A 19141-nucleotide genomic window follows, 5' to 3' on the forward strand; every position below is an offset into this window, starting at 1 on the left:
CTCAGTCGACCGGCAGGCCCTCCGCCTGCTTGATCGTCCGCATGATCATCTGCGAGTTGAGCTCCCTGACCCCCGGAAGGGCGGTGAGGCGCTCGATCCACAGCCGCTCGTAGGCGGTGCCGTCCGCCACGGCGATCCGCAGCAGGCAGCCGGGGGCGCCGTAGAGCCGGTGGGCCTCGACCACGTCGGGGATCCGCTCCACCTCGGCCTCGAAGGCCTCGACGGCACGGCGGTCGCGGTGCACCTCCACCGAGGCGAGGATCTCGAAGCCGCGGCCGACCGCGTCCGGGCCCACCACGGCCCGGTAGCCGCGGATCACGCCCTCCTCCTCCAGCCTGCGCACCCGGCGCAAGCAGGGCGAGGGGGTGAGCCCGACCCGGGCGGCCAGCTCCTGGTTGGTCAGCCGGCCGTCGGCCTGGAGCTCGCGCAATATTCGTCTGTCAATCTCGTCAAGAGGGGTCATGGATGCCAATGTAACGCGCGTAGCGCGTGGATTTCGCAAGCATATTGTGCGGTTCTCTCGATATTCTCGACGTCTGTAAAGAATCTGTGGACGCAGTGGACACAAAGGGTCTGTGAGCACAAAGGGGAGGACAGCGTGCGCCGGGTCGTCGTCATCAGCACCGGGGGGACCATCGCCAGCCGCTGGCAGGGCGAGGGCTACGCGGCCCAGGCCGACGGGAGCGAGGTACTCGCCTCGGCGCCCGTGCCCGAAGGACTGGACGTCCGGGTCGTCGACCTCTTCACGGTCAACAGCTCCCGGATCACCACCGCCCACCAGCTGGAACTGCTGCGCACGGTCCGGGAGGTCCTGACCGACCCCGAGGTCGCCGGCGTCGTCGTCACCCACGGCACGGACACCCTCGAGGAGTCCGCCTACCTGCTGAGCCTGTTCCACGACGACCCGCGCCCGGTCGTCTTCACCGGCGCGCAGCAGCCCCTGGAGGTCGCCGACGGCGACGCCCCGGGCAACCTCTACGACGCGCTGCTGACCGCCTCCTGCGGGCGGGACACCGGGGTGGTGATCGTCTTCGCCGGCCTGGTCCACGAGGCCCGGGGGACCGTCAAGGTCCACACCCTCGCCCCGCAGGCCTTCGCCGACCCCTGCGGCAGCCCCCTCGGCCGCGTCGAGTTCGGCCGGGTCACCTGGCTGCGCAGGCCCGACCGCACGCCCGCCCTCGAACTCAGACTGCCCGGCCCCGGCGGCCGGCTGCCCCGCGTGGACATCGTCATGCACCACACGGGCGCCGACACCCTCCTCCTCGACGCCGTCCTGGCCGCGGGGGCCGAGGGCGTCGTGCTGGTGGGCACCGGTGCGGGCAACGCCACGCCCGACATCGCCGCCGCGGTGGCCCGTGCCGTGGACTCCGGGGTCCTGGTCGCCCTGAGCACGCGGGTCCAGACCGGTCCCGTCGCCGCGCTCTACACCGGCGGAGGGGCCGTCGACCTCGCCGCGGCCGGCGCCCTGCTCTCCGGATCCCTGCGGGCCGGCCAGACCCGCATCGCGGTGCTCGCCTCGCTGCTGTCGGCGGGCCCCGCCGCCACGGCCGCCGAACGCACCGACGTGCTGCGCCGGGTCCTGGACGGCGCGGCCGTCGAGCCCCCTCTCTCGGCCCCCGCGGGCTCCCGCCGCAGCGCCGCCTGACCTCTTCCCGGGCCGGATCCGGGCCCGGCCCGCGCCCGGCACTCCACCCCTGTGCCCCGCCCCGGCACTCCGCCCCGGAGGGCGGCTCCGGACCCGGACATTCCCCTTCCCGCATACCGCTCGGTATGCTGGCGGGCGCGTCCGGGGCGGTCGAGGTGCCGGGCGGGCCGGACCACCACCGGCGGGCACGGCCGGTGCGGCCGGTGCGGCGACACGCGGCCTCTCCGGCTCGCGCGACGGAGAGGAGCGGGTCATGGCGTTGGAGAACCCGGCGGACCGCGGCACGGCGGGCCGCGGCACGGCGGACCCGGAAGTCGCGCAGGTGCCCCGGCGGCTGCTGGAGGCCGCCACCCGGCTGTTCGCGCAGGAGGGCTTCGACCGCACCCCGGTGCGGCGGATCGTGGAGGAGGCGGGCGTCACCAAGGGCGCCCTCTACCACTACTTCGACTCCAAGGACGACCTGCTCCACGAGATATACGCCCGGGTGCTGCGGCTGCAGACCGAGAACCTGGAGCGGATCGCGGCGACCGGCGCCCCCGTCGAGCAGCGGCTGCGGGCCGCGGCCGCGGACGTCGTCGTCACCAGCATCGCCAACCTCGACGACTCCAAGATCTTCTTCCGGTCCATGCACCAGCTCGGCGAGGAGAAGCAGAAGGAGGTGCGGGCCGAGCGCCGCCGCTACCACGAGCGGTTCCGCGCCCTGATCGAGGAGGGGCAGCGCGGCGGCGTCCTGCGGGACGGCGTCCGGGCCGACCTCGTCGTCGACTTCTACTTCGGCTCGGTCCACCACCTGGGCACCTGGTACCGCGAGGGCGGCCCCCTCGCCGCGGAGACGGTCGCCGAGCACTTCGCCGACCTGCTGATGACCTCGCTGCGCCCCTGACCGGGCCCCTGGGAGGCAACTCACCCCGGCCGGGGCTTCTCAATCCGCACCGGGCGTGGCACCGTGTCCCTCCGTACTGTCCATACCGACCAGTCGGGATGACGAGAGGGGCGCCATGAGGGCCTGGCGAGTGCACGAGAACGGCGAGCCGCGCGAGGCGATGCGGCTGGACGAGGTGGAGCGGCCGGCCCCCGGACCGGGGCAGGTCCTGCTGAAGGTGCGCGCGGCCAACATCAACTTCCCCGACGCCCTGCTGTGCCGCGGCCACTACCAGGTGCGTCCCCCGCTGCCCTTCACGCCCGGCGTGGAGATGTGCGGCGAGGTCGTCGAGGCGGGGGAGGGCGTCACCGGCCTCGCCCCCGGGACCCGGGTGATGGCCCAGCCCGCCCTGCCCGGCGGCGCGTTCGCCGAGTACGCCGTCGCCGACGCAGCGGCCGTCGCGCCCGCCCCCGAGGCGCTCGACGACGCCGAGGCCGCCGCGCTGCACATCGGCTACCAGACCGGCTGGTTCGGCCTGCACCGCAGGGCGCGCCTGCAGCCCGGCGAGACCCTGCTGGTGCACGCCGCGGCCGGCGGCGTGGGCAGCGCGGCGATCCAGCTGGGCAAGGCGGCCGGCGCCACCGTGATCGGCGTGGTCGGCGGCCCCGAGAAGGCGAAGGCGGCCCGCGATCTCGGTGCGGACGTCGTGGTCGACCGCCGCAGCGAGGACTTCGTGTCCGTCGTCAAGGAGGTCACCGGCGGACGCGGCGCCGACGTGGTCTACGACCCGGTCGGCGGGGACGCCTACACCGGCTCCACCAAGTGCATCGCCTTCGAGGGCCGCATCGTGGTCGTCGGCTTCGCCGGGGGCACGATCCCCGCCCCGGGCCTGAACCACGCGCTGGTGAAGAACTACTCGATCCTGGGCCTGCACTGGGGGCTGTACAACGCCAAGGACCCGGCCGCGGTGCGCGCCTGCCACGAGGAGCTGACCCGGCTCGCCGCCGAGGGCGTCGTCAAGCCGCTGGTCAGCGAGCGCGTCCCCCTGGACGGCGCCGCCGACGCGGTCCAGCGCGTCGCCGACGGCACCACCACCGGCCGCGTGGTCGTCGTCAACCCCTGACCCCGGTGCGGGGAGCGCCCGCTCCCCGCACCCGCGCCGCACCGCGCCGCGCACGGCGCCCCCGCGGGAGCGGCTCCTGCACTGCCCCCTGTGGAAACGGACTGGAGCGGGGTGCGGGAGCGCGTCCTCGAGGCGTACGGCGCACGCACCGGACGGGGACGCTCCCGCGACGCACCCCGGCCCCCGCCGACCGAGAGCCAGGTGCGCGAGGCGGAGGAGCAGTTCGGCATCGCCTTCCCCTCCGACTACCGCGGCTTCCTCCTGCGGGTCGGGGCCGGGGGATTCCTGGTGCACGCCCTGCACCGGGGGCCGGACGGCTGGGCCTGGGAAGGGGATCCGAGCACGGACCGCACCCGCCTCGCCACCCCCTTCCCCGACCCCGCCTCCCACCGGGCCCTGACGGAGGAGCTCGACCTGCGCTGGAACGACACCGAAGTCGAACCGCGCCTGCTCGACGCACTGGCGCGACGCGGCTGCGTCGTCCTGAGGTAGCGGCTCGTCCCCCACCGGGAGCGGACGAGGACGGGCTCGTGATCGTGGTCCCCGTGCATGGGAGTGAGCCTGGCCGGGCCCGTTTCCGGCGGGCAGGGCACGGGGCGGCCGCTGCCCCTGCGGGTCCGGGCGCCTGACGGCCGGTGAGGTCGGGGCCGCCACCGCGCACAGGGCGCCGACGGCGACCCGGACCGTGTCGTAGGAGCCGAACGCGTCCCGTGCCACGCCCCCGGGGAGGCAGGCGTCCCGGCGCCCACCCGGCGAAGCATGGCCCGCCGGGCACGGGAACGGCGGTCGTCGCCGCGCCGGCCGCCGGCGGGGATGCCGGGCGGCCGGCGCGGCGGCGACCGCCGCCGGGGGCGCAGCGCCCCTACGCGTGCTTCACAGGTACTTCTTCAGCTCGCGCCGGGCCAGGGAGCGCTTGTGGACCTCGTCCGGCCCGTCGGCCAGCCGCAGGCTGCGGGCCGCCGCGTACAGTCCGCCCAGCGGGGTGTCCTGGCTGACGCCGCCCGCCCCGTGGAGCTGGATGGCGTCGTCGATGATGCCCACGACCGCCCTCGGGGTGGCGATCTTGATGGACTGGATCTCGGTGTGGGCGCCCTTGTTGCCGACGGTGTCCATCAGCCACGCGGTCTTGAGGACCAGCAGCCGCAGCTGCTCGACGGTCACCCGGGCCTCGGCGATCCAGTTCTGCACCACGCCCTGCTGGGCCAGCGGCTTGCCGAAGGCGGTGCGCTCCACCGCGCGGCGGCACATCAGCTCCACGGCCCGCTCGGCCATGCCGATCAGCCGCATGCAGTGGTGGATGCGGCCCGGCCCCAGGCGGGCCTGGGCGATGGCGAAGCCGCTGCCCTCCTCCTGGAGGAGGTTCGAGACGGGCACCCGCACGTCGGTGAAGACCACCTCGGCGTGGCCGCCGTGGTCTCCGTCGTCGTAGCCGAACACCTTCATGCCGCGCCGCACGTCCACGCCGGGGGTGTCGCGCGGCACCAGGATCATGCTCTGCTGCCGGTGCTTGTCGGCCTCGGGGTCGGTCTTGCCCATGACGATGAAGATCTTGCAGGCCGGGTTCATCGCCCCGGAGATGTACCACTTGCGGCCGTTGACCACGTACTCGTCGCCGTCGCGCTCGATGCGGGTGGCGATGTTGGAGGCGTCGGAGGAGGCGACCTCCGGCTCGGTCATGGCGAACGCCGAGCGGATCTCGCCGGCCAGCAGGGGCTCCAGCCACTGCTTGCGCTGCTCCTCGCTGCCGAACTCGGCCAGCACCTCCATGTTGCCGGTGTCCGGCGCCGCGCAGTTCAGCGCGGCCGGGGCGATGGACGGGCTGCGGCCGGTGATCTCGGCCAGCGGCGCGTACTGCAGGTTCGTCAGGCCGGCGCCGTGCTCGCCGGGCAGGAACAGGTTCCACAGGCCCTGCCTGCGGGCCTCGGCCTTGAGCTCCTCCACCACCGGCGGGGCGCCCCACGGGTTGATCCCCGCCTCGACCTGCTCGGCGAAGACGGCCTCCGCCGGGTAGACGTGCTCGTCCATGAACGCCAGCAGCCGCTCGCGCAGCTCCTCGGTCCGGGCGTCGTACGCGAACTCCATGGCTGTCAACCCTTCCTGACGGTGTCGAGGCCGCGCTCGACGAGGCCGGGGACCAGCGCGCCGATCCGGTCGAAGCCGGAGCCGACGGTCTGCCCCTTGGTGTAGCGGAGGTGGATGCCCTCCAGGATCACGGCGAGCTTGAAGCAGGCGAACGCCGTGTACCAGTTGATCCCCGAGACGTCGCGGCCGGAGCGTTCGGCGTAGCGCTCGATCAGCTCCTGCACGGCCGGGTGGCCGGGCGCGGCGCCGGTGTTGGCGACGGGGGAGTCGTCCCCGGCCGGGCGGTCGCTGTACATCACCAGCAGGCCCAGGTCGGTGAGCGGGTCGCCCAGGGTGGACATCTCCCAGTCCAGGATCGCCCTGATCCGGTCGCCGGAGTCCACCAGGACGTTGTCCAGGCGGTAGTCGCCGTGCACCACGGCCGGGGCCGGGGAGGCCGGCAGGCGGGCGCCCAGCTCGGCGTGCAGCTCGTCGATGCCGGCCAGCTCCCGGCTGCGCGACGCCTCCAGCTGCTTGCCCCAGCGGCGCAGCTGCCGCTCCAGGAAGCCCTCGGGGCGCCCGAAGTCCGCCAGGCCGACCTCGGCCGGGTCGACCGAGTGCAGGGCGGCGAGGGTGTCCACCAGCTCCAGGACCACCGCGCGGGTGCGCTGCGGGCCGAGGGCGGACAGCTCCTTCGCCGTACGGTACGGGGTGCCCTCGACGAACTGCATCACGTAGAACGGCGCGCCCAGCACCTCCTCGTCCTCGCACAGCAGGACCGGCTCGGGCACGGGCACGGAGGTCGGGTGCAGTGCGCTGATCACGCGGTGCTCCCGGGCCATGTCGTGCGCGGTGGCCAGCACGTGCCCCAGCGGGGGGCGGCGCACCACCCAGCGCCTCGTCCTGTCGGTGACGGCGTACGTCAGGTTGGACCTGCCGCCTTCGATCAGCTCGCCGGTCAGCTCTCCCGCCACCAGGCCCGGACGCTCACGGTCCAGGTAGGCGCGCAAGCGCTGCGGATCCAGCCCGGGCGGATTCTGCCCTGCACCCATCTACTGCTCCTCGTCACCGATGCTTCGGGTCGGAAGCCATCATGCCGACCAGTCGGTATGCAGTCCAGTGGAGGTGCTCAACGGCACACCGCCGGGCCGGGGCCCGGCGGTGTGCCGCCGCGGTCACTTGCTCAGGTCGACCGCCGGAGCGACGGGCCCCTCCGACGAACCCGGGGCGGCGTCCCCGAGGCGCTCCTGCGCCCACTGCGCGACAGCCCCGACGCGCACGGCGGCGCCGGCGGACCACGCGAAGGGGCCGGGCAGCTCCTGGACGGGGACCAGCCTCCCGCCGGGCCCGCACGGCAGGTGCAGCACCAGACGGGCGGTCGCGTTCGGGGCCGTGTTCAAGGAGGAGGCGCAGGCGGCGCACACCTGCACCGGCCTCTTCTCCCCCGAGGACGTCCCGGTCTTGCGGGAGCCCTGTGCGGAGCCGTGCAGCGGGTTGAGGCGGCAGGGCGTGTAACGCCGCTTCTTCTTCCCCTCGGATCCGTCGGCCCCGGCGGACCCCTTCGCCGTCAGCGCGGCCTTCCCCGCGTGGGCCAGGACGACCGCGCACACCAGCGCCACCGGGTCCGCCCCGCCGTTCCCGCCGCTCCCGCTTCCCCCGCGGGCCTCCAGCAGCGCGGTGGCGAGGCCGTGGTACCGCCGGGCGCGGGCCGCGGCCGGTTCCCCCTCCCCGGCACCCGCGGCCGCGTCCGCCCCCGGGCCGGCGGGACGCTCGGCCAGCAACCGTGCCAGGGCGGCCGTGCTCTTCCGGGCGGTGCGCCGCAGCAGCCCGGTGGTCGGCCGGTTGCGCGCGGACGGGAAGGGGCCGCGCGCCGGGGCGCCCCGCAGCCAGTCGGCCACGAACAGCACACCGGCGACGACGCCGAGGAACGACACGGCCAGGAGCGGGCCGACGACCGTCGCGCCGGGCGTGAGGTCCCCGGCGAACAGCGACTGGACGGCGTCCTCGTCCGCGGGGGCCAAGGGCGGGTCCGGGGCGTAGTACACCGAGGACTGCCCCCGCGGGGAGTCCTCGACGTACTGCAGCACCTCGTCCAGCACCCGGGCCAGGCCGTCGTCGCTCCCGGAGGAGCCGGGGCCGTCGAAGGAATCCGGCAGGTCGAAGGTGCCCAGCCCCGCGCGGTCGACCCCGAAGGGGACGATGTCGACCGTGCCGCTCCCGGTGTCGGCGACCACATAGACCGCGTCGCGGCCGATGCGCCCGTGCAGGGAGTGGACGAGCACCTCCCCGTCGCCGGCGGACTCGTCGGCGTCCTGCATCGGCACCGCCGCGACGAGCACCGGCACGTCCATGCCCGCGATCCGCTCCCGCAGCCGGGCGCGGTCGCCGGGGGCGAGGGCCTCCGCGGTCTCGGGGTCCACGTACAGGGGCGAGCGCGCCAGGCCCTCGACGACCCGCTCGACGCGGGCGCCCAGCTCGGCCCCGGTCGGCTGGGCGACGGGGCGCGGCGGCGGCGTGCCGAACACCGCCCAGCAGCCGGCCGTCACCGCCCCGGCCGTACTCGCGGCCGCGAGCAGCACCAGGCCGGTGCGCCGCCCGCTCCTGGGCCGCAGGGTCCCCCGGCGGCGGCGCACCAGCCGGACGGTCAGCAGCACGGACAGCGGGACGCCGGTCGCCAGCGCACCGGTGAACAGGCTCCGGTCGTTCATCTCGTCGTCGGAGGGGTACATCCAATCCGGTTCCCAGCCGCGGGACGCCTTCGCCTCGGCGGCCTCGGCGCGCTCCACGGCCCGGCCGGAGGCCAGAATCTCGACGAACCGCTGGAACAGCACCACCGGGCCCGCGTCGTGGGGGAGTTCGGTCTCGGCGGCACGCATGGCGGCCTCGGCCGCGAGCCCGTCCGGGCCGTCCGGCCCGCCCGCCCCGTGGACGCGGGCCTCGCCGCCGGACTCGGAGAGGCGGACGTAGAGGCCGTCCCGGCCGAGCCGGTCGTGCAGGTCGTCGAGGAAGCTCCCGCCCAGGGGGGCTCCGAGGCGGTCGGTGGCGGTGACGACCACGTAGGTGGGCATCCCGGTGCGCTCCGCGGCCCGGGCGAGCAGCGGGGCCGCCGAGCGCGGCACCTCGCGCGGGACCTGGTCGCTGATCCAGACGGGGTTCTCGCGCAGGCCCTCGGCGATGTACGAGACGCTGTCGGTCGCCTCCGCCCCCGGAACCTTGCCCGCCCCGGGGGCCGTGTCCGTCTTGGACGCAGTGCCCGGGGCGGGAGTTGCCCCCGGCAGGGTTGTCGCCGCTTCCGCAGCCGTGCCCGGCCCCGGTCCGGGTCCGGCCGTGCCGGGGGACGCCCCCGGGGAGTCGCCGACCGCGGTCGCGCCCGGCAGGAGGGCCAGAGCCAGTGCGGCGGCCAGTACCGCCGCCGAGCGTCGCACCCGTATGAGCATCCCCGTGCCCCGTCTCTCGTTCTCGTTCAGACATGTCTCCCTGCGGGAGCGCGGCCGACTCTACTGGCAAGGAGGACCGGGGAGTTCGGGGGCGGAAGGCGATTTCGCCCCAGGAAGCCCTCCGACGGCCTGAGTCCGCCGGAGTCCGCCGGAGTCCGCCGGAGCCGGCTCCCGGTCGGGGCGGCGGGCGTCACACCGCCGGACCGGGGCGGACCTTCTGCAGCCGCGTCACTTGTGCAGGTCGACCGCCGGAGCCCCGGGCTCCGCAGGGCTCGGCCCGGCGTCCCCGAGCCGCTCCTGCACCCACTGCGCGACGGCGTCGGGACGCACCGCGGAACCGGGCCACGTGAAGGGGCCGGGCACCTCCTGGTGCGGGACCAGTTCGCCTCGGGGGCCGAGCGGCAGGTGCAGCAGCAGGCGGGGGCCGTTCGCCGAAGCGGTCGCCGGGGAGGCGGCGCAGGCGGCGCACACCCGCGCCGAACGCCTGCTCCCCGAGGGCGTGGGGACCCTGAGGGACTGGAGGGCGGGGCCGTGCAGCGGGTTGAGGCGGCACGGCTCGTACTGCGGTCGGGCTCCCGCGGAGCTCCCCGGGGCCTTCGCCCCCGCCTTTCCCGCAGCCCCCACGGCGACCCGCGGGTCCTCCTCCAGCACCGCCCGTCCCGCACGGGCCAGGACGGCCGCGCACAGCAGCTCCAGCGGGCCGTCCCCGCCGTCCCCGCCGTCCCCGCCGTCCCCGCGGGACGGCTCCAGCAGTTCGGTTGCGAGGCGGTGGAAGTGCCGGGCGCGGACCGCGGCGGCGTCGCCCTCCTCGTCGCCCGCACCCCGGCCCACCGCGCGGCCGTCCAAGAGTTCGGACAGGAGCGCGGCCTCCCGCCGGGCGGTGCGCCGCAGCAGCCCGGTGGACGGCCGGTTGCGTGCGTACGGGAGGGGGCCGGGCGTCGCGGTGCGGTGCTGCAGGCGGTCGAAGGAGGCCAGTGCGCCGGCGACGAGGCCCATCCCCAGCAGCGCGGCGGCCGGGCCCGTGAACATCGCTCCGGCCCAGAAGTCACCGGCGAACAGCGACGGCAGGGCGTCCTCGTCGGCCGGTGCCGGGGGCAGTTCCGGCGGCAGGGGCGGGCCGGGCCGCCCCTGCGGGGTGGTCCCGATGTACCGGAGCACCTCGTCCAGCGTTCCGGCCAGGTCGGTGTCCTCCCCGTAGGAGCCGAGTCCGCGGGCGACGGCGGGCAGGTAGTAGGACTCCAGTCCCGCGCGGTCGACCCCGAAGGAGGCGATGTCGACCGTGCCGCTCGCGGTGTCGGCGACCACGTGGACCGCGTCGCGGCCGATGCGCCCGTGCAGGGAGTGGGCGAGCACCTCCCCGTCGCCGGCGGACTCGTCGGCGTCCTGCATCGGCACCGCCGCGACGAGCACCGGCACGTCCATGCCCGCGATCCGCTCCCGCAGCCGGGCGCGGTCGCCGGGGGCGAGGGCCTCCGCGGTCTCGGGGTCCACGTACAGCGGGGAGCGCTCCAGGCCCTCGACGACCCGCTCGACGCGCGCGGCCATCTCGGGGCCGGTCGGCTGGGCGACGGGGCGCGGCGGCACCGTGCCGAGCAGCAGCCAGCAGCCGGCCGCCACCGCCCCGCCCGCGCCCGCGGTCCCGAGCACCACCAGGACGGCGCGCCGCCTGCTCGCGGGCCGCTCGGTGCCCCGGCGGCGGCGCACCAGGGCCGTGGTCGTCAGGACGAGCAGGGGCAGGCCGGTCACCAGCGTGCCGGTGACGGCGCCCCGGTTCTCCATGTCCGTTACGGAGGGGTGGAGACGGTCCGGGGTGTCGTGCCCGGCGACCCTCGCGCCGGCGGTCCCCGCGCGCTCCTCCGCCCGGCCGGAGGCGAGGATCTCCGTGAACCGGTCGAACTCCAGCACCGGTCCCGCGTCGTAGGGCAGTTCGAGATCGGCGAGGAGCATGGCCCGTTCGGCGACGGCGTCGGTGAGGTCGGCGGTGCCGTGGACGCGGACCGCGCCGGTGGCGGCGTCCTTGTCGTAGTGGACGTACAGCCCGTCCCGGCCCGTCCGCTCGTGCAACTCGTCGAGGAGTTCCACGCCCGCCGGGCCCGGCGGGCCCTCCGCGGCGGTCACGACCACGTAGGTGGGCACCCCGGTGCGCTCCGCGGCACGCTCGAACAGCCGGGCCGCGGAACGGGGCACGTCCCGGGGGATCTGGTCGCTGATCCAGACGGGGTTCTCGCGCAGGCCCTCGGCGATGTACGAGGCGCTGTCGGCGGGCTCCGCCCCGGCGGCCGTGTCCGGAGACGCGCCGCTCCCGGTGCCGGCCGTGCCGGGGGGCCTTCCGGGGGAGTCGCCGGCCGCGGTGGCCCCCGGCAGGAGGGCGAGAGCCAGCGCGGCGGCCAGTGCTGCGGCCGGACGCCGTATTCGTGTGCGCACCCCTGTGCCCCGTTTCCCGTTCGACGCGCTCCTCCCCGGGACCCCCGGAGAGCGCGGCCGACTCTACTGGTGGGCGTGGCCGGAGCGGAACGCCGTACCGCAGGGCCGTCGGGCGGGGCCCGCGCGGGGTCAGCTGCCGGAGGGGGCGGGCAGGGCGGCCAGGGCCCGGTCCGTGACCTCCCCGGCATCGCCCTCGACGCCGACGACCGCCCCGCGCTCGTCCGCGCCGAGCGGTTCGAGGGCGTCGAACTGCGACCGCAGCAGGGAGGGGGGCATGAAGTGCCCCTCGCGGCGGGCCACGCGCCCGGCGATCAGGTCGAAGTCGCCGTCCAGGTGCAGGAAGAACAGGCCGGGGGCGTTCTCGCGGAGCCGGTCGCGGTAGCGGCGCGCGAGCGCCGAGCAGGAGACCACGCCTCCCCGGGAGCCGCGGTCGCGGGCCCAGGCGGCGATCGCGTCCAGCCAGGGGCGGCGGTCCTCGTCGTCGAGGGGGACGCCGGCCGACATCTTGGCGATGTTGGCCGGCGGGTGGAAGTCGTCGGCCTCCGCGTAGGGGACGCCGAGCCGGTCGGCGAGCAGGCCGCCGACGGTCGTCTTGCCCGAACCGGAGACCCCCATCACCACGACCACCGGAGGGTGCTGATCCGCCGCCACGCGCTGCCACCGCCTTCCCGCTCCACCGCTGCCGGACCGGTGAACGGTACCCGACGCGCCCCGGCGGGGGATCGGGGACGTCCGGGCCGGGGACGTCCGGTCCGGGGACGTCCGGGCCGGGAACGGCGTCGGGGTGCGGTTTGGAATAGCGTCGGGAGGTCAGGCGAGCCCGGGGCACCCCGGCGCCCGCACCCGAACGCACCCGACCGCACCACGTTGAGGAGACGCACCCGTGAAGGCTGTCGCATACCGCGCCTACGGCGGACCCGAGGTCCTGGAGTACACCGACCTGCCCGAGCCGAAGGTCGGCCCCGACAAGGTCCTGGTCCGGGTCCGCGCCGCCGCCGTCAACCCGGTGGACTGGAAGGTCCAGGCCGGCTACCTCGACGCGGTGATGGACGTGCAGTTCCCCGTCGTCCCCGGCTGGGACGTCTCCGGCACGGTGGTCCGCGCGGGAGCGGACGCGCACGAGTTCTCCGAGGGCGACGAGGTGATCGGCTACGTCCGCCAGGACTGGGTGTCCAACGGCACCTTCGCCGAGTACGTGGCGGCCCCCGTGCGCACGCTCGCGAAGAAGCCGGCGAACCTCTCCTTCGAGCAGGCCGCGGGCCTGCCGCTGACCGGCCTGACCGCCTACCAGAGCCTGGTGCACGCCCTGCGGCTCGGCAAGGGGGAGACGCTCGTCGTGCACGCCGCGGCCGGCGGTGTCGGCTCGATGGCCGTGCAGATCGCCCGGCACCTGGGCGCCCGGGTCATCGGCACCGCGAGCGAGCGCAACCACGACTACCTGCGCTCCCTGGGCGCCGAGCCCGTCACCTACGGGGAGGGGCTGGCCGACCGGATCCGGTCCCTGGCGCCCGACGGGGTGGACGCGATGTTCGACGCGGTCGGCGGCGGAGTGGTCGAGGAGACCGCCGGCGTCATGGCCGCCGGCGGCAGGACGGTGTCCATCGCCGACATGGGCGTCACCGAACTGGGCGGCCGCTACCTGTTCGTCCGCCCCGACCCGGCCGACCTCGCCGCGCTGAGCGACCTCGCCGAGCGGGGCGAGCTGACCGTCGAGGTCGCCGAGACCTTCCCGCTGGAGCGCGCGGCCGACGCGCAGCGGCTCAGCGCCGAGGGGCACACCCGCGGCAAGATCGTCGTCACGGTCGCCTGACGTCCGGGGCCCGTGCCGGAGGGCGGGCGTGCGCGGAAGGGCCCGGCGGTGCGGGACGGCCGCCGCCGGGCCGAGCCTCGGAACAGGGCCACGGAACAAGGCCCCGGAGCAGGGTCCCGGAGCAGGGCCTCAGAACAGGGCGGTGACGGCGCCCACCGCCGCCAGCGCCACCGTGCAGACGGTCACCGCCGCCGCCGTCCGCGGCGACATCGCCGCGGGCCGGGCCGGGGCGACTTCCCGCACCCTGCGCTGTGTCACGGCGAAGAACACCGCCCACACCAGGGTCACGGCGGCGATCACGGCCACCTCCTCCGGTACGGGCCGGCCCCCGGCCAGCGCCTGCCGGACGGCCAGGAGGGCCACCACGCCGCAGGACAGCACGGTGCGCCGCCAGGCCAGGTGGGTCCGCTCCGGCTGCCGCGCCGGGTCGCGCTCGTCGGGGCCGGCGCCGGAACTCACCGGGCGCTGCCCAGGGCGACCAGGACCAGCAGGGCCAGCGCGATCAGCACGACGGCCGAGGCGAGCAGGGCGGGGAACCGGCTGTACGCCATGTCCTCCTTGCGCCGCATGGCCAGTTCGCTGCGCGCCCAGTGGTTGATCGCCCGCACCGCGCACGCCACCCCGCCCAGCAGCAGGACCATCGCCAGCACGGTCCGCATGGGGGCCCAGCCCGTCTCGGGGAGGAACTGGTCGACGGCGAACCCTCCGCCGACCAGGGCGAAAGCGGTGCGGATCCAGGCCAGGAAGGTGCGTTCGTTGGCGAGGGAGAAGCGGTAGTCGGGCGTCTCGCCCTCCGCCTCCATCCGCTCCGGGGAGAACCACAGCCGCACCGTGGCCGTTGCGAGCTTGAACCTGTTCACCCCCCAGACGCTACCCCTCGGCCCCGGACGCCCCGAGCGGGCCCGCGCCGGTGCCGTCGCGCCACGCGCGCAGCCGGCGGAACGCCTCGAGCCCGTCCGGCACCCACGGCCACTGCGGCAGCCGCCGGTCGATCTCCTCCTCGGTCAGGAAGGCGTGCCAGTCGATCTCCTCGGCCTGCGGGTGCACCCGCACCGGGCAGCGGACCTCGTAGACCGCCGACCACCAGGTGTGCTCGGGGGAGTCGTACAGGAAGCGGAAGAGGGGGACGGGCGGCTCCGGGAGGGCCGCCCCCAGCTCCTCCTCGGCCTCCCGCAGGGCCGCGGTGTCGTAGGACTCGCCGGCGCCCACCACCCCGCCGACGAACATGTCGTAGTGGGAGGGGAAGAGCAGCTTGCCGGCGGTGCGCCGGTGCACGAACACCCGCCCCTCCCCGTCCCTGGCGCAGACGAAGACGCAGCGGTTCCGCAGGCGCCGGGCCGCGGCCTCCGCCCGCGGGGCCTGTCCGACCACCCGGTCGTGCTCGTCCACGATGTCCAGCAACTCGTCCGCGTCCCGCGGTGCCCGGGCTCCGTCGTCCATGGAGGCCATCCCACCACGCTGCCCGGGCGTTCCGCCACGGCGCCCCGCCCGCCCGCCGGGCGGTGCGGGACGCCGGGGCGGAGGGGTGTCAGGCGGCCGGCGCGGGGCCGCCGGCCGCGCGGGAGGCGTTGCGGGCGATCGCGTCGGCGATCGTCTCCTCCAGCTGTACCGGCAGGTCGTGGCCCATGCCGGGGAGCAGCAGCAGTTCCGCGCCGGGCACCGCGGCCGCGGTGGCCTCCCCGCCGCTGACGTGGATCAGCGGGTCCTCCTCGCCGTGGATCACCAGGGTCGGCACGGTCACCGAGCCCAGCGCCCCGGTGCGGTCGGGGGAGGCGATGATCGCCGCCAGTTGGCGGGCCGTCCCCGCGGGGCGGTACGAGCGGTCGAAGGCGTCGGCGGTCGTCCGGCGCAGGGCCTCCTCGTCGACCGGGTAGCGGGGGGAGCCGATGAGTTCCAGGGTCCGCACGTTCCAGTCGATCACGGCCTCCCGGTCGGGTGCGGGGGCGGAGAACAGCACGTGGGAGGCGACCTCCGGGTCGGCCCGGCCGACCGAGGGGGCGCCGGTGGTGGACATGATGGAGCACAGGCTGAGCACCCGTGAGGGGTGGTCCACCGCCAGCTGCTGGCAGATCATCCCGCCCATCGACGCCCCGACCACGTGCGCGGCGGGGACGCCGAGGGCGTCCAGCAGGCCGGCCGAGTCGGCCGCCATGTCCTCGAGCAGGTAGGGGACGGTGGAGCGGTCCCCGGGGCGGACGGCGGAGAAGTCCACGGGCGGGGCGTCGTCGAAGGCGGTCGACAGCCCGGCGTCGCGGTTGTCGTGGCGCACGACGAAGAAGCCGCGCCCGGCCAGGGCCGTGCAGAACGACTCCTGCCAGGCGGTCATCTGCATGCCCAGGCCCATTACCAGCAGCAGCGCGGGGTCCGCCGGGTCCCCGAAGGTGTCGTACTCGAGTTCCGTGCCGTTCGCCCTCGCCCGTGCCATCGTCCGACTCCCGTCGTGGAGGTTGCGCCGCGTACGTACCGACCAGGCGGTACGGTAGCGGGCCGGCGGCCCCGCGGACAGCCCCGTGCCGCCGCGGGCCGCGCCCCGGGTACGGCCCGCGGCGGGCTCGATATCCTGGAGCCGTGCCACGAACCAACCGGGCAACCCCCGACCTCGGCGGAGCCGTTCCGCGGCGACTGCTGGCCGCAGCCACCAAGCTGTTCGCCAAGCACGGCTACGACCGCACCTCGGTCCAGGACATCGTCGACGCGGCGGGTGTGACCAAGGGCGCGCTCTACCACTACTTCGGCTCCAAGGACGACCTCCTCCACGAGATCTACGGCCGCGTGCTGCGGCTGCAGACCGAGCGGCTGGAGAAGTTCGCCGTCGGGGAGGAGAGCGCCCCGGAACGGCTGCGCGCGGCCGCCGCCGACGTGGTCGTCACCACCATCGCCAACCTGGACGACACCAAGATCTTCTTCCAGGCGATGCACCAGCTGAGCCCCGACAAGCAGAGGGCGGTGCGGGCCGAGCGGCGCCGCTACCACGAGCGGTTCCGCGCCCTGATCGAGGAGGGGCAGCGGGCCGGCGCCTTCCGCGACGACATCTCGGCCGAGGTCGTCGTCGACTTCTACTTCGGTTCCGTGCACCACCTGGGCACCTGGTACCGCCGCGGCGGGCCCCTGACCGCACAGCAGCTCGGGGACGACTTCGCCGAACTCCTGCTGTCCTCCCTGCGGCCCGCGCAGGGCTGACGCCCGCACCCGGCCCGGTGGGCGGCGGACGGCAGGTATCAGGCGGCAGCCGACGGGCCGCGGCGCCGGGGGCCCGGCGCCGCGGCCCGCTTCGGGGATGCGTCCTGCGGGTCCCGCGCCGCCTAAACGGGCGGGAGCCCGACCAGCCCCGCCAGGCGGGCGCGGTGGCGGCCCGGCGTGCCGAGGGCGATCTGGTCGGCCTTGGCCCGCTTGAGGTACAGGTGGGCCGGGTGCTCCCAGGTCATGCCGATGCCGCCGTGGAGCTGCACGCACTCCTCGGCCGCGTGCACCGCGACGTCCGCGCAGTACGACTGGGCGACGGCCACCGCGACGTCCGCGTCCGGGGCGTTCGAGGCCAGGGCGTCGGCGGCCGACCGGGCCGCCGCCCGCGCGGAGACCACCTCCAGCCACAGGTCGGCCAGCCGGTGCTTGAGCGCCTGGAAGGAACCGACGGGCCGCCCGAACTGGGTGCGCCCGCGCACGTGCCGGACCGTCTCCTCCAGGCACCACTCGGCCAGCCCCAGCTGCTCCGAGGCGAGCATCCCGGCGCCGGTCAGCAGCGCCCGTTCCAGCGCCGCCCGCGCCCGGTCCGGCCCGGCCAGCAGCCGGCCCGCGGCGCCGTCGAGGTCCAGGTGACCGATGCGGCGGGTCAGGTCCAGGGCGGGCGGAACGGCGGTGGACACCCCGGCCCCCGCGGCGTCGACCGCGTACAGTCCCGGCCCGTCGGGGCCGATGGCCGGCACCAGCAGGACCTGCGCAGCCGGGGCGTCGGCGACCGCCGTCACCCGGCCCGTCAGCGCCCCGGCGTCGTCGGCGCGCACCGCGCAGGGGAACTCCGCCCCGGGCGCGGTGGAGAAGTCGACGGCCAGGGCGGCCGCGGTCGTCCCGGAGGCCACGCCGGCCAGCAGCTCCGCCGCCTCCTGCCGCCTCGGGTCGCAGCCGAGCAGCGCCGCGGCGGCCAGCACCGCGCTGCCGAGGAACGGCACCGGTGCCGCGCTGCGTCCCAGTTCCTCCATCACCACGGCGGTCTCGCGCCAGGAGGCGCCGTGGCCGCCGCGCTCCTCGGGCACGGCGAGCCCGGCCGCCCCGAGGTCGGCGGCCAGGGCGGACCACAGGGCGGGGTCGTGGGGCTCGTCGCCCTCGCAGCGTGCGAGGACCGCGGTGTGCGGGCAGCGGTCGGCGAGCAGGGCCCGCACGCTGGCGCGCAGGTCGTCCTCGACCTCGGAGTACAGCAGGTCCTGGTCGGTGGCCGCGGGCGCGGCGGTTCCGGCGGGCGCGGCGGTTCCGGCGGTGGTGGTCATCGGGGCAGGTCCTTCCAGGGCACGTCCTTGTCGGAGCGGGGCTCGGCGGGCAGGCCGAGGACGCGCTCGGCGATGATGTTGCGCAGGATTTCCGAGGTGCCGCCCTCGATGGAGTTGCCCTTGGCACGCAGGTAGCGGTACCCGGCCTCGCGGCCGGTGAAGTCCACGTGGTCGGGGCGGCGCATCGTCCAGTCGTCGTACTCCAGCCCCTCGGCGCCCAGGAGTTCGACCTCCAGGCCGGACAGGGCCTGGCTCAGGCGGGCGAAGCCGAGCTTCATGCCCGCGCCCTCGGAGCCGACCCCGCCCGCGGCCAGCTGCTGGCGCAGCCGCTCGGCGGCCAGGCGCTGCGCCTCGGCCTCGACCCACAGGCGCATCAGCCGCGCGTGCAGTTCCGGCGTGCGGCCCTCCGGCCTGCCGCGCCAGGCGTCGGCGACCACGCCGGCCATGCCGCCCTCGCGCGGGGCGGGCCCGCCGCCGATGGCGACGCGCTCGTTCATCAAGGTGGTCTGGGCGACGCGCCAGCCCTCGCCGACGGCGCCCAGCCGGTGGGAGTCGGGGATGCGCACCCCGGTGAGGAAGACCTCGTTGAACTCGGCCTCGCCGGTGATCTGCCGCAGCGGGCGGACCTCGACCCCGGGGTCGGTCATGTCGCACACGAAGTAGGTGATGCCCCGGTGCTTGGGCAGGTCCGGGTCGGTGCGGGCGATGAGGATGGCCCAGCGGGCCAGGTGGGCGCTGGAGGTCCACACCTTCTGGCCGTCGACGACCCAGGTGCCGCCCGCGCCGTCCCCGTCCGGGCCCTTCTCCGGGACGGCGCGGGTGGCCAGGGCGGCGAGGTCGGACCCGGCGCCGGGCTCGCTGAACAGCTGGCACCACACCTCCTCGCCGGTCCACAGGGGGCGCAGCAGGCGCTGCTTGAGCTCCTCGCTGCCGTGGGCGAGGATCGTCGGGGCGGCCATGCCCAGCCCGATGCCGTTGCGGCGCGGGTCGTTGTCCGGGGCGCCTGCGGCGGCGAACTCCGCGTCGACCAGCGGCTGGAGGGTGCGCGGGGCGCCCAGGCCGCCGAGGCCGACCGGGTAGTGCACCCAGGCCAGGCCGGCGTCGAACCGGGCCCGCAGGAACTCGAGCCGGTCGGTGCCGGCCGGATCGTGCCCGGCCAGGAACTCCGCCACCCGGCGGCGCAGTTCCCCGGCGTCCACGGCCGTGGGATTGCTGGTCACGCTTCACCCGCTTTCCGGTGCTGAAATCAACGTCCCACTCGACTGAGCGAGCGCTTACTCAGCTGGGTCGGTGCGCCC

The 19141-nt window shown here is 75.7% G+C and carries 18 protein-coding genes; 6 read left to right on the forward strand and 12 right to left on the reverse strand.

Annotated elements, in window-relative coordinates:
* Position 1 precedes the first annotated feature (1 nt).
* Positions 2-463, reverse strand: a complete 462-nt coding sequence (locus GQS52_RS22550) for an Lrp/AsnC family transcriptional regulator (protein WP_182315154.1) — start codon at positions 461-463, stop codon at positions 2-4.
* Positions 464-598: 135 nt separating this feature from the next.
* Here GQS52_RS22550 and GQS52_RS22555 point away from each other — a divergent pair, with 135 nt between their 5' ends.
* The 4 genes from GQS52_RS22555 (at position 599) to GQS52_RS22570 (ending at position 4122) form a co-directional block, all read left to right on the forward strand.
* Positions 599-1645 (forward strand): asparaginase, encoded by a 1047-nt coding sequence (locus GQS52_RS22555; protein ID WP_182315155.1) that lies wholly within the window; start codon positions 599-601, stop codon positions 1643-1645.
* A 253-nt stretch (positions 1646-1898) separates the two neighbouring features.
* Positions 1899-2528, forward strand: a complete 630-nt coding sequence (locus GQS52_RS22560; RefSeq protein ID WP_182315156.1) for a TetR/AcrR family transcriptional regulator — start codon at positions 1899-1901, stop codon at positions 2526-2528.
* Positions 2529-2643: 115 nt separating this feature from the next.
* Positions 2644-3630: an NADPH:quinone oxidoreductase family protein gene (locus GQS52_RS22565; protein ID WP_182315157.1), complete on the forward strand. Its 987-nt coding sequence runs from the start codon at positions 2644-2646 to the stop codon at positions 3628-3630.
* Between the two features lie 90 nt (positions 3631-3720).
* The gene (locus GQS52_RS22570) at positions 3721-4122 is read left to right on the forward strand and encodes an SMI1/KNR4 family protein (protein WP_182315158.1); all 402 of its coding nucleotides are present in this window, start codon (positions 3721-3723) and stop codon (positions 4120-4122) included.
* A gap of 381 nt (positions 4123-4503) precedes the next feature.
* Here GQS52_RS22570 and GQS52_RS22575 read toward each other — a convergent pair whose 3' ends face one another.
* From GQS52_RS22575 to GQS52_RS22595, 5 genes are all read right to left on the reverse strand, one after another.
* Positions 4504-5712: an acyl-CoA dehydrogenase family protein gene (locus GQS52_RS22575; protein ID WP_182315159.1), complete on the reverse strand. Its 1209-nt coding sequence runs from the start codon at positions 5710-5712 to the stop codon at positions 4504-4506.
* 5 nt (positions 5713-5717) lie between these two features.
* The gene (locus GQS52_RS22580; RefSeq protein ID WP_182315160.1) at positions 5718-6743 is read right to left on the reverse strand and encodes a phosphotransferase family protein; all 1026 of its coding nucleotides are present in this window, start codon (positions 6741-6743) and stop codon (positions 5718-5720) included.
* A gap of 123 nt (positions 6744-6866) precedes the next feature.
* On the reverse strand, positions 6867-9116 hold the full coding sequence (locus tag GQS52_RS22585; RefSeq protein WP_182315161.1) for a hypothetical protein: 2250 nt from the start codon (positions 9114-9116) through the stop codon (positions 6867-6869).
* A gap of 240 nt (positions 9117-9356) precedes the next feature.
* Complete coding sequence (locus GQS52_RS22590; RefSeq protein ID WP_182315162.1) at positions 9357-11552, reverse strand: hypothetical protein; 2196 nt, start codon at positions 11550-11552, stop codon at positions 9357-9359.
* 129 nt (positions 11553-11681) lie between these two features.
* Positions 11682-12167, reverse strand: a complete 486-nt coding sequence (locus tag GQS52_RS22595) for a gluconokinase (RefSeq protein ID WP_182316656.1) — start codon at positions 12165-12167, stop codon at positions 11682-11684.
* A gap of 268 nt (positions 12168-12435) precedes the next feature.
* On the opposite strand from GQS52_RS22595, the gene GQS52_RS22600 reads away from it, so the two are divergent.
* On the forward strand, positions 12436-13362 hold the full coding sequence (locus tag GQS52_RS22600) for an NADP-dependent oxidoreductase (protein WP_182315163.1): 927 nt from the start codon (positions 12436-12438) through the stop codon (positions 13360-13362).
* 129 nt (positions 13363-13491) lie between these two features.
* On the opposite strand, the gene GQS52_RS22605 is transcribed toward GQS52_RS22600, so the two are convergent.
* The 4 genes from GQS52_RS22605 to GQS52_RS22620 form a co-directional block, all read right to left on the reverse strand.
* Positions 13492-13821: a DUF202 domain-containing protein gene (locus tag GQS52_RS22605; RefSeq protein WP_182315164.1), complete on the reverse strand. Its 330-nt coding sequence runs from the start codon at positions 13819-13821 to the stop codon at positions 13492-13494.
* Entirely contained in the window at positions 13818-14165 is a 348-nt protein-coding gene (locus tag GQS52_RS22610) for a DUF202 domain-containing protein (protein ID WP_182316657.1), read from the reverse strand. The genes GQS52_RS22605 and GQS52_RS22610 overlap by 4 nt, the downstream gene beginning before the upstream one ends.
* Positions 14166-14232: 67 nt before the next feature.
* Positions 14233-14802, reverse strand: a complete 570-nt coding sequence (locus GQS52_RS22615; RefSeq protein WP_259370919.1) for an NUDIX domain-containing protein — start codon at positions 14800-14802, stop codon at positions 14233-14235.
* A gap of 88 nt (positions 14803-14890) precedes the next feature.
* A complete protein-coding gene (locus GQS52_RS22620; protein WP_182315166.1) occupies positions 14891-15787 on the reverse strand; it encodes an alpha/beta hydrolase in 897 nt (298 codons plus the stop codon).
* Positions 15788-15930: 143 nt separating this feature from the next.
* On the opposite strand from GQS52_RS22620, the gene GQS52_RS22625 reads away from it, so the two are divergent.
* Positions 15931-16542 carry a TetR/AcrR family transcriptional regulator gene (locus tag GQS52_RS22625; RefSeq protein ID WP_182315167.1) on the forward strand — a complete coding sequence of 204 codons (612 nt, stop codon included), beginning with the start codon at positions 15931-15933 and terminating at the stop codon, positions 16540-16542.
* 122 nt (positions 16543-16664) lie between these two features.
* Here GQS52_RS22625 and GQS52_RS22630 read toward each other — a convergent pair whose 3' ends face one another.
* Positions 16665-17843, reverse strand: a complete 1179-nt coding sequence (locus tag GQS52_RS22630; RefSeq protein WP_182315168.1) for an acyl-CoA dehydrogenase family protein — start codon at positions 17841-17843, stop codon at positions 16665-16667.
* Complete coding sequence (locus tag GQS52_RS22635) at positions 17840-19063, reverse strand: acyl-CoA dehydrogenase family protein (RefSeq protein WP_182315169.1); 1224 nt, start codon at positions 19061-19063, stop codon at positions 17840-17842. The genes GQS52_RS22630 and GQS52_RS22635 overlap by 4 nt, the downstream gene beginning before the upstream one ends.
* Positions 19064-19141: the final 78 nt, after the last annotated feature.

Source organism: Streptomyces sp. SCUT-3 (assembly GCF_014083985.1).
Taxonomy (GTDB): domain Bacteria; phylum Actinomycetota; class Actinomycetes; order Streptomycetales; family Streptomycetaceae; genus Streptomyces_H; species Streptomyces_H thermolineatus.